The organism is Bacillus sp. PSXD-155 (assembly GCF_049310765.1).
GTDB classification, from domain to species: Bacteria; Bacillota; Bacilli; order Bacillales; family Bacillaceae_G; genus Bacillus_A; species Bacillus_A cereus.
This window is the reverse complement of sequence record NZ_JBMOWC010000054.1, coordinates 20,425-30,450: the sequence shown is the minus strand read 5'-3', so window position 1 is coordinate 30,450 and position 10,026 is coordinate 20,425. Positions and strand designations below refer to the sequence as shown.

Below are 10,026 nucleotides of genomic sequence, written 5' to 3'. Positions count from 1 at the left end.
TCGTTATGGTTACCGTCGCATTCGTGATGAATTAACGAATCGTGGCCAGAAAGTGAACCACAAGAAGGTTCAGCGCATTATGAAAGAGCTTGGGTTAAAGTGTGTTGTGCGTATGAAGAAATATAAATCCTATAAAGGAAAAGTCGGTAGAATTGCACCTAATATTTTAGAGCGTAATTTTCATACAGATGCACCGAATCAAAAGTGGGTAACAGACATCACAGAGTTTAAATTGTTTGGAGAAAAACTGTATGTATCACCTGTATTAGATTTGTATAATGGTGAAATTATTACCTATACAATTGGTTCTAGACCGACGTATTCGCTTGTTTCAGGCATGTTAGAGAAAGCATTGGAACGTTTACCTGAAACCCACCAGCTACTGATGCATTCGGATCAAGGATGGCATTATCAAATGAGACAGTACGTCCGGACACTTGAATCAAGAGCTATCGTCCAGAGTATGTCTCGAAAAGGCAACTGTTACGACAACGCAGTAATAGAAAATTTCTTTGGGATTATGAAGTCGGAGTTCCTCTACATAAAAGAATTTGAAAATGTAGAGCACTTTAAAATAGAATTAGAAAAATATATAGATTATTATAATACGAAACGGATTAAGGCAAAATTAAAAATGAGCCCAGTACAATACCGGACTCACTTTTATCAAGCTGCCTAATGAAATAACCGTGTCTAACTTTTAGGGGTCACTTCACATAAGTGCTCTTTAAGATAGGAGGTAACACTTTGAGCTGGATGTTTAGGTTAAAAGTATATGATGTAGAAAAGGAATAAGACCTAAACCCTAAAACCTATTTTTAACCAAATACAAAAGAGCAGCTAGCATAGGCTAACTGCTCCATCCGATACAACCTGGGTAAGAAGCAGATTGTATTGTGGTTGTTATTGACGGAATGTTTAATTTTATTCAGTTATTTAATAAAATCCTTATTGTAAAGAAAAGAGATAGGATTCACAACCCCATCTCTTCCAACAGAGATAATTCCAGTTTTGCTTCTTCACAATTTGTATTGATGCAGTAATGGATAAACGAATGTTCATCTTGTTGTATGAGAGGTTGATCACAAGATACACATGTATACGGTGAGAGGATTTTATATACTTCTTTACAGAATATGGATTAATTGTAGCGTAGTTTTAGTTGGTTAAGGAGTAAAACAAAATCGTTAATTAAATGATAAAATAATAATAAAAATACCCCTTCAAACATAAAGGGGCAAAAAAACATTATATATTTTGTAATTCTTCTTTTGGGACAGCAAGCCAACCATACGCTTCAAGTTTTTCTATGTAAGTATCTAATTTAATGTCCTCAAGTTCTATAGCAAGAGGATGTAGAGAAACAAAACATTCATTTGATGCGTAATTGATTGAAACTTTTACAACCTCATATCCATTATGAAAACTTGAGTCGAACCCTGGATCATCGATGATATCGCCTTTAATTGGACGAATATCAGATTCAAATGTTTTTATCATTAATTTGGGGACAGTTTTCTCTTTGATTGATGATACAAACAATACTAAATTTATTTTCATTATAGTCTCCTTATTAGTTGATATAAAAGCTCATTTTAATGAAATTAAACAATAAAATCAAGTGCTTTATAAAGGAAGACAGAGCATTATAAAACTAAACAAAAACGCTATTTTGTAGAGCGTTAATTCCATGGGAAAAGAGCACTTCGTAAAAGTGCTCTTCTGACCAAAATCCATTTTGTAAAAGAGAGGAATACGTAATATCATATGAATTTATTTTTAAATGTGTTTAAAATCGTATAAAAACTTCATTTTACACAACAAAGCAGCCAGCTTAATTAGCTAACTGCTTGTTGTACAAAAGAAAATTAGGCCCTACAAGTAAATGATATGTAACTTTAAGTTACAACTATATTATAAGCAGAATTAAACATGTTATGCGGTAGTAAAAATAAGCTTAATCAAACTTTCATTTTGTATTAAGTTGGAATTGGAATATAAAAAGAGCACTTAGTAAAGTGCTCTCGTGACGAGTCTCATTTTATAACGACTATTTTATAAAGAAAGGAACTCAGGATATTATATGTGCGCCAGTCAATTGAGTACCTTGTACAAATAAAGAGCAGCTAGCAAAAACTAACTGCTCATATAAGGAAATCGGAAAAAGATAACCATGTGTCTACAGTATTGACGGAATATTGGTTTTTATTCGTGAAGAACTACGATTAACTTAATGCATAGACAACAATCAAAGTTAGTGTTAAAAACACTGATAATAAAAGTGTTAGTAGAACTGTTGTTATGCTTCTAAGCATTGATATCCAATTATCTACTTTAGAGAATCCTTTAATACCAGCAAAAAAAGTTCCTATTGAAAATTAGATTACGCTCATCCAAGTACATCGGGAAAAAGTATGGGTACGGTTATAACAGATGCACTGGCTAAAGCTGATTCTCAAGTGAATTTTGCTAGTCTTGATACTAATAATGATCAAGTCATTGACTCTAAAGATGGCTTCTACATTGTAAGTTTTCTTGCTGGTAATGAACAGGCTGCTCCTGGTGCTCCACTTCCTTATATTTGGGCACATCAGTCGTACGCTCCAAATACAAATCACGATGGTGTTACGGTATCAGGCATGTATACGGCGCAGGGTGAAAAACAATATGGTCATATGGCAACAATTGGTATCCCTGCTCATGAATTAGGTCATTCCTTTGGCCTGCCAGATCTATATGGTGATAATAATCGTGTGGGTAGCCTAAGTATAATGGGTAATGGATCTTGGAATAGTCTACAAGGAGAAGATTATGGAGCTACACCGGGTCATATGGATGCTTGGTCAAAAGTAAAATTAGGATTTGTAACACCAAATGTAGTAAATACCACTAATAACTTTACTCTAAATGCGATCCCAAATAATTATAATGTGTTAAAGATTCCTTTAAAGGATAATACGTATTTTTTAGTTGAGAATCGCGCAAAGGTTGGGTATGATGCGAGCTTACCAACAAGTTCTGGTGGTATTGCAGTTTGGCATATTGATGAATCCATGAATAATAATTCCAGTGATCCTCATCCTTTCATTGATATAGAACAATCAGTCAGTGAATACCAAGACCCGTTCTATTACACGAATCAAAATCATGCTGCTACCTTTGGTCCAGACACTAATCCGAATAGTAATACCTACACGGGAGAAAAATCAGGAGTAACGATTACAACGACAAGTACAAGTAATTCTGCTATGAATGTAGCAGTCACAACAAAAGAAGCTAGTTTAATTCCGCAAACAAACTGGACACTAAAATATGTAGATAGTTATAATTGGTACAATTTAGGTACGTATGCCTTTGATGGAAACAAAGATACATTTTGGCATACAAACTGGAGCCCCGTAGCTCCAATGCCGCACGAGATTCAAATTGATTTAGGTGCAACTTATAACCTCTCCAAATTCAGCTACTTGCCAAGGCAAGACGGCCAAATAAATGGAACGATTAAGGACTATGAGTTTTACGTCAGTAGTGATGGAGTAAACTGGGGAACAGCGGTATCCATAGGTGCTTTTGCAAACAATATTAACTTGAAAGAGGTCAGCTTTGCAAACAAGACAGGTCGTTATATTAAACTACGTGCATTAAGCGAGGTAAACAACAATCCATGGACAAGTGCCGCTGAAATTAATGTATTTGGGGTGGTTCAATAATATATTTGTGAGGTTATCTAATTAAATTATTGATACGCTAGTTCAAAGGGTTATCATCTGCTGAGAGTTCGCTCGGCATTTGATAACCTTTTGTTCTATACTAGCCAATATGCAAAAGAAAAACATGGATTGATAAAATTCATATCCTTAGCTTGGTAGCAATGTGGTGGTATTCCTTACAGTTACTCATAAATTTTGTACTATGTAACTCAAAAAAGAAAGTGTTATAAATTCAATGATACCAAGGGATTCAGCGAAGGGGGTAGTTACACACAATATAAGATATGGGTAAGTCATAGAGAACTTGAAATGATATATTAATTACTTTGTGAAAATAGTATGGATTAAGAAGATAATGATTTCAAATCGTCAAAGTAGAGAAAAAGATACGAATGATTAAATTCAAATGTGGGTTATAAAATTATTAATATAAATATAACGATTTTAAAAATGGTCAATGACATTTTCCTCAAAAATGGAAAAGTTGATATAAAAGCACATAACCGTTTACAGCCCAATACATATAGTGTCAGTGTAGTGATAAGCAAGTACAACATGACTGCAATGAAAAATCATTTTTCTGTTAGCTTGTTTTCATTACGAGTTAAATTAATAGAACTTCTGTTAGTTATTATGAAACGCATCTTTGTTATAGGATCGGGGGGAATATCTTGGCTGCAGAAAAAGGATATAGAAGTGGTTGTGGTTATGGTGGAGGATTTGCATTACTAGTTGTATTATTTATCTTGCTTATTATCGTTGGCGCTGCTTGTTTCTGCTAGTTTATGAACTTCTAGAGAGGAGGAGTGTATCTTGGCTGCAGAAAAAGGATATGGAAGTGGTTGTGGTTATAGCGGAGGATTTGCATTACTAATCGTATTGTTTATCTTGCTTATTATCGTTGGCGCAACTTGTTTTTGCTAGTTTATGAACTTCTAGAGAGGAGGAGTGTATCTTGGCTGCAGAAAAAGGATATGGAAGTGGTTGTGGTTATGGCGGAGGATTTGCATTACTAATCGTATTGTTTATCTTGCTTATTATCGTTGGTGCAAGCTGGTGCGGATATGGTGGTTTTTAAGTAACAACCTTCTTATATCACCAAGAATAAATAAAGGGTTGCTTCACGTAGTGTGAAGTAATCCTTCATTAATATAGTTTAATATATGTTTAGAATATATAATGTGTTCGTTATGAAAGGAGAAAAAAATGGGATCTAGCCCATATTTTAATAAAAATGTTTCGTATCAAACTTCATCTATTCCAATAACCGAAGTAACTCAGAAGAAAAGTCGAATAATAGCGGCCGAAGCTGTTACACTTCCCAAAACGAATAATGAAACAACCAATGAAGCAATCAATGGAACGACTGATGAAAAATTAAAAAAACAGAAAAATAATTCATCTGATTATTCGCCATTCCAAATTAACATTCCTTATTTTAATATAAAAATAACTTCGACAGAGATATTAGGTGTTGCTAAATCCGTATTTATGCAAGCTCTTATTCAAAAGGTTCAAGATCCGGTATTTTTAATGAATCTTTTGAATAGTGAAGGTGGAAAGAAACTACTTAATTTAGCAGGTGATTTTTTTAAAGATACTGCTACGAAATCAGAAAATGATAAAGATGAAAACTAACATCAGCCTTTATTGATATACATCTCTTTGATAGCTCTAATTTCATAAATACTACAATCACAAAAGATAGGGATTAAAAATAATTCCTTCTTTTGTGAGCATAATTGTATTTTTTTATTGTAATTATATGTAAATCAGATAATAAAAAGTGACAGGGTTATGGCCGTTTTTTTGGCAGGAAATGTGCCGGTCGTTTTGGAGTTAACGTGATATATTTGTATTGTGAGAAGTGATGGAAAACACAACTCATAATATACCTTTATAATCTATAAAATCAATTAATGGATAATATGAGCCGTATGATGGCTAGTTCCGCAAGCCAATTAGGAGGATTAAAGGCCGTCATGAGTGGTGTATATGGAAGTATGTCAAACAGTAGACAAGCCATGACAAATAGTGTATCAAATCAAGTCATTAATAATTCTTTCGGATCATCTGGCAGTGGAGTTATTCCAATGCTTGGTGGAGATTTATTTATTGAAGTACCCGTAAATTTAGAAGGAAGAGACGTGGCACGCGGTACTTATCGCTATACAACCGAGTATCAAGAAAGAGAAGAAAAGAGAAACTCAGCCTTTTAGGTTTGGGTTTCTTTTATTTTATAAAGAAACGGAGTGTCAAAATGAGCTCTTTTACATTCAACAATCAACGAAAAGAATATATCCAACTAGAAAAAGGATGGAGCCCGCCAACATGGGCACCTCTAAAACGTAAATTCTTAAACACGCCTGGATATCCAGGCGCAAGATTATTAAGAACGGAAACAGATTCTCGTCGACTTTCTGTCCCTGTGGGAATTATCGTTTCAGATGGAACAGATTTAGAAACGTTAAAAGAAGAAATAGCGACATGGTTAATTACTGAACAAGCAGCCGAGCTAACTTTTGATACAAAACTAGATAGGACATATATAGCTGTTATTGATGAAGATTTTAATGTTGATAATTTTGTGAGTTTAGGAAAAGGCACCTTAAAATTCATTTGTCCAATGCCTTATAAACTAGGCCCAAGGAGAAAAATAGATTTCAAATTACAAGGAAGTAGATTAATTACAAATATATCGAATAATGGGAGTAAATATTCTGATCCTACGTTCACAGTTAAGGTAGAAAATCCCTCTACTTTTATTGATATTTCACGAAAAAAGGAAGAAGAAATTCAACATTTTCGTATGGGATACCCTGTTTCTGTGGAAGAACGAACAGTCGAGAAAGAACAGCTTGTTATGCACGATGAAATGAAAACAATGGTTGGTTGGACTCAAAATGGTCCAAACACTGACGAAGGTGAAAACACAGGAACTCTAAAGTCAGATAGTGAGCGCTTTGTTATAGATAACTTTGGGTCAGGTAGTAAATGGCATGGCGGAGTGGCTAGGAAAAGTTTAAAAGAACCGCTACAGGATTTTACTGTTGAAGCAATTGTAGAATGTTGGAATCAAAATAGCGCTAAATCTATGGGGCGTGTAGAAATATATCTTCTGGATGTGAATTCTGATGTTATAGGCAAAATGTCAATGGCTGAAGTACATGTAAACGTAGCTTCTAATTATGGAGAGATACACGCCGGAAAAATTGACGAAGGACATCACATTATCTCAACTACGGGAGATTCTCCTTGGACTTGGAATGATTTTACAGGTCGTTTACGAATTACTCGTGTCGGAAACTTTTGGGCGGCTGATATTGCTCGTATTTTAGAAAAGGGTGGATACGATTCAGAATCATACCGTGAGTATTTTGATGTGGATGAAAGATACTCAAAAAATCAACTAGCACAAATTATGGTGCATATTGGAGGATGGAAAGAAGCACCCAATTAAAATGCTTCAATAAACGACATAAAAGTTTGGAAATTTAATAAAACAACCACTCTCGAAGCGCCTTATTATATCGTACGAAAAGGTGATGTAGTGGAAATCGATACAGCAGATGCAAGTATCAAGATTAATGGAAAAGATGCAATCTATACGAAAGATTTATTCGGTGACTTTATAAATATAGAAAAAGGAACGAATCAAATTGAAATTTTACCTTCTGATATCGGACAAGTGGAAGTGGCATACAGGGAGAGATATTTATGAGTAATAACGATTTACACATTTTTGATTTTAAAACAGAACAAATCATTGCAGTAATTAAAGAACAAGATTATTGGGATGATCTTCGTAAATGGGAACTAAAAAACAATGTAGACCAATTCGAATTTACGGTTTCAGATGGTACACACAAAGCGGCGAAGTTAATGCAACAAAACATAATCTTAAAGCGTGTGCGTGATGGATCGTTTGTTTCATATGTGATAAACGAAAGCGAACAAGATTCTATAGATCGTTCTAAAAAAATATATGCGCTAAGTGAACATAAGAAATTAAAAAAAGCAAAAGTAATTAAACCACAAACCTTAGAAGGATACACAGTTAATCAATGGCTGGATTTCGCTTTAGAAGGAACGAAGTGGCAACGTGGTGTAACGGAATATGCAAGCTTCCGCACGATAAATATCAAAGAATTTACAAACCCACTAGATTTATTGAAAACAATAGCAAGTACCTTTGAGTTAGAAATCCGATTCCGTACAGAAGTAAAAGGTTCGTTTATTGTTAGTAGATACGTAGATATGGTACGTAAAGAAGGTAGGGATAACGGAAAAGAAATTGTCTTAGGAAAGGACTTACAAGGCATACGCCGTATTGAAAATTCACAAGATGCAATTTCTGCACTAGTTGGTGTCGGGCCCTTCAACGAAGAAACAGGTGAGTATCTAACTTTTGAAAAGATTAACGGTGGGAAGTTATACGTCGCTGATGCAGATGCCTTACAACGTTGGATAGAAGATGGTTCACACAAATATGACATCTATAGTCCACAAACAGAAGATCAAAATATGTCAGCCGAAAGATTAAAACAACTAACGGAAGCGGAACTAAAGAAACGTATTAATAGCACTGTACAGTATGAAGTAACTCCAATTGCATTAGAAAAGATATTTGGTTTATCTCATGAAAAAGTAAATAAGGGCGATATTGTCCATATCAAAGATACAAAATTTACGCCACCTTTGTTTTTAGAAGCACGTCTTATCGCAGCGGATGAATGTGATACAAATGCGGCAAATGATAAATATTATTTTGGTGATTTTAAAGAAGTAGAAGATACGAGAAGTCTGTTAGATCACATGTATGCCCAAGTTATGGGCAGTCTAGCTGGAAAAGCAAATAAAGGCTTGTTAGATAAGTTGGAAGAACTTGTGAATGAGACAAATGAACAAGTTGATGTTGTGTAAAAGGAATCAGAAGCAGCAAAAAAGTTAGCAGAAAAAGTACAAGAAAACCTTAAAAATTATCAAACAAAAATTATTGAAAGCGCAAAACCACCGACAATCGGTTTAGAAGATGGAAAAACCTTATGGTTAGATATTTTAAACGGCAAGCCTGGCATCCTCAAATTATGGAAGAATGGCAATTGGGAGTCGGTTGTTCCTGATGTGGACAAAGTAAAGAAAGATACCTTAGAGCAAGTCAACAAAGATATTGAAACCACAAAAACAGAGTTGAATAAAAAAGTTCAAGAGGCACAAAATCAAGCAACAGGACAATTTAATGAAGTGAATGAAAGATGTTGAAGATTACGTTGGTGGAATTGGTAACCAAACGGTTTTACGCAATGTCTTGTGGAAGAACGACACGAAATATTGGCAATTAACTTCAAACGCAGTAAGAGATACACAAGTCACTTATAAGGGGTGCAATTCACTTAGTGTTATTACTACAGGTAATATGACTTATTCTTTATCCTGTTTCTTTCTTAGTTGTACCTAGCGCGTTTTTATAATTCTTTATTTAATTCCTAATTTAAAGAACAAACTATCCAAAATAACATGATTTATAAGACTATGTATACTCTTTTTTTGGAAAATATTGTAATTAATTAACATTTGAAACTATAACACAAATTATATAAATAATATATATAAATTTATCGTCATCACAATGGTGCTTGTCTTTAGATTTCCAGCAATCATTATTCCAGGAAATACTTTTATGTCGCCCTTCAATTAGGGTTAGTATTATTCTATGTTTTAGTAAAAAAACTGCTTGTTTATTAACCTATTATTATACTTTTATATGATAGAGAGCTTTCTACTAGATATAGAATTCATAAAAACTATGCTAATTTTTAAGGGAGAGTGGATAGAACTACTGATTATGAAATTAATCAACACACATTTATCAAAGAAAATATTCTAATTTAAAATAATTTCTTATTTTGGAGTATACTGTCTTGAATGTATATTTCAAAATTGAATAGGTAAAAGATTTTATGTAACAACAAATAAAACTTCAGTATATGTAAAGCGATTTTTTACGAATATATAGCTTGATAAAAATAAAAATCATCATTTGGTAACCATGTTCATATCGTGATATCCAAAATTAAATTCAAGATAACTCATGTAATAAAGACTTCATAATTTTACCGAATCTGCGAGATACGTTGAAAACAGAATTTGTATCCCTCTAAAAATGTTAATTTTCAGAATTTTCAATAAAAATGATTAGATTATACTAACTTAATGATAATGATTAAAAAGGCTACTATAGAACCCAAACATTAGTAGAAGAAAGACATATACAAGTATTATGAGTTTGAAAATTTCATAAACTCTAAAATCTTAT

At 33.6% G+C, this 10,026-nt stretch carries 6 protein-coding genes and 4 pseudogenes; 9 read left to right on the top strand and 1 reads right to left on the bottom strand.

The window, feature by feature from the left end; all coding sequences use genetic code 11:
* On the top strand, window positions 1–679 hold a 679-nt coding region (locus tag ACO6VI_RS28235), incomplete at its 5' end, for an IS3 family transposase (RefSeq protein WP_422423579.1).
* A 569-nt stretch (window positions 680–1,248) separates the two neighbouring features.
* Here ACO6VI_RS28235 and ACO6VI_RS28230 read toward each other — a convergent pair.
* Window positions 1,249–1,560: a hypothetical protein gene (locus ACO6VI_RS28230; RefSeq protein WP_063547276.1), complete on the bottom strand. Its 312-nt coding sequence runs from the start codon at window positions 1,558–1,560 to the stop codon at window positions 1,249–1,251.
* Between the two features lie 815 nt (window positions 1,561–2,375).
* Between ACO6VI_RS28230 and ACO6VI_RS28225 the strand changes: the two are divergent.
* From ACO6VI_RS28225 to ACO6VI_RS28190, 8 genes and pseudogenes are all read left to right on the top strand, one after another.
* Window positions 2,376–3,710 (top strand): annotated as a pseudogene (locus tag ACO6VI_RS28225) (M6 family metalloprotease domain-containing protein); the annotation flags it as partial.
* 671 nt (window positions 3,711–4,381) lie between these two features.
* Window positions 4,382–4,492, top strand: coding sequence for a YjcZ family sporulation protein (locus ACO6VI_RS28220; RefSeq protein ID WP_000718602.1), 111 nt, complete (start codon window positions 4,382–4,384; stop codon window positions 4,490–4,492).
* A 31-nt stretch (window positions 4,493–4,523) separates the two neighbouring features.
* Entirely contained in the window at window positions 4,524–4,634 is a 111-nt protein-coding gene (locus tag ACO6VI_RS28215; RefSeq protein ID WP_071740200.1) for a YjcZ family sporulation protein, read from the top strand.
* A gap of 31 nt (window positions 4,635–4,665) precedes the next feature.
* A complete protein-coding gene (locus ACO6VI_RS28210; RefSeq protein ID WP_071740201.1) occupies window positions 4,666–4,788 on the top strand; it encodes a YjcZ family sporulation protein in 123 nt (40 codons plus the stop codon).
* Between the two features lie 128 nt (window positions 4,789–4,916).
* Window positions 4,917–5,348, top strand: a complete 432-nt coding sequence (locus ACO6VI_RS28205; RefSeq protein ID WP_000535862.1) for a hypothetical protein — start codon at window positions 4,917–4,919, stop codon at window positions 5,346–5,348.
* Window positions 5,349–5,620: 272 nt separating this feature from the next.
* A pseudogene (locus tag ACO6VI_RS28200) lies at window positions 5,621–5,929 on the top strand (phage tail tape measure protein); the annotation flags it as partial.
* Between the two features lie 41 nt (window positions 5,930–5,970).
* Window positions 5,971–7,431, top strand: a pseudogene (locus ACO6VI_RS28195) (distal tail protein Dit).
* A pseudogene (locus ACO6VI_RS28190) lies at window positions 7,428–8,972 on the top strand (phage tail spike protein). The pseudogenes ACO6VI_RS28195 and ACO6VI_RS28190 overlap by 4 nt, the downstream one beginning before the upstream one ends.
* Window positions 8,973–10,026 lie beyond the last annotated feature (1,054 nt).

Coding starts and splice junctions, on each gene's coding strand:
- ACO6VI_RS28230 (WP_063547276.1), bottom strand. CDS start 1,560: ATGAAAATAAATTTAGTATTGTTTGTATCATCAATCAAAGAGAAAACT.
- ACO6VI_RS28205 (WP_000535862.1), top strand. CDS start 4,917: ATGGGATCTAGCCCATATTTTAATAAAAATGTTTCGTATCAAACTTCA.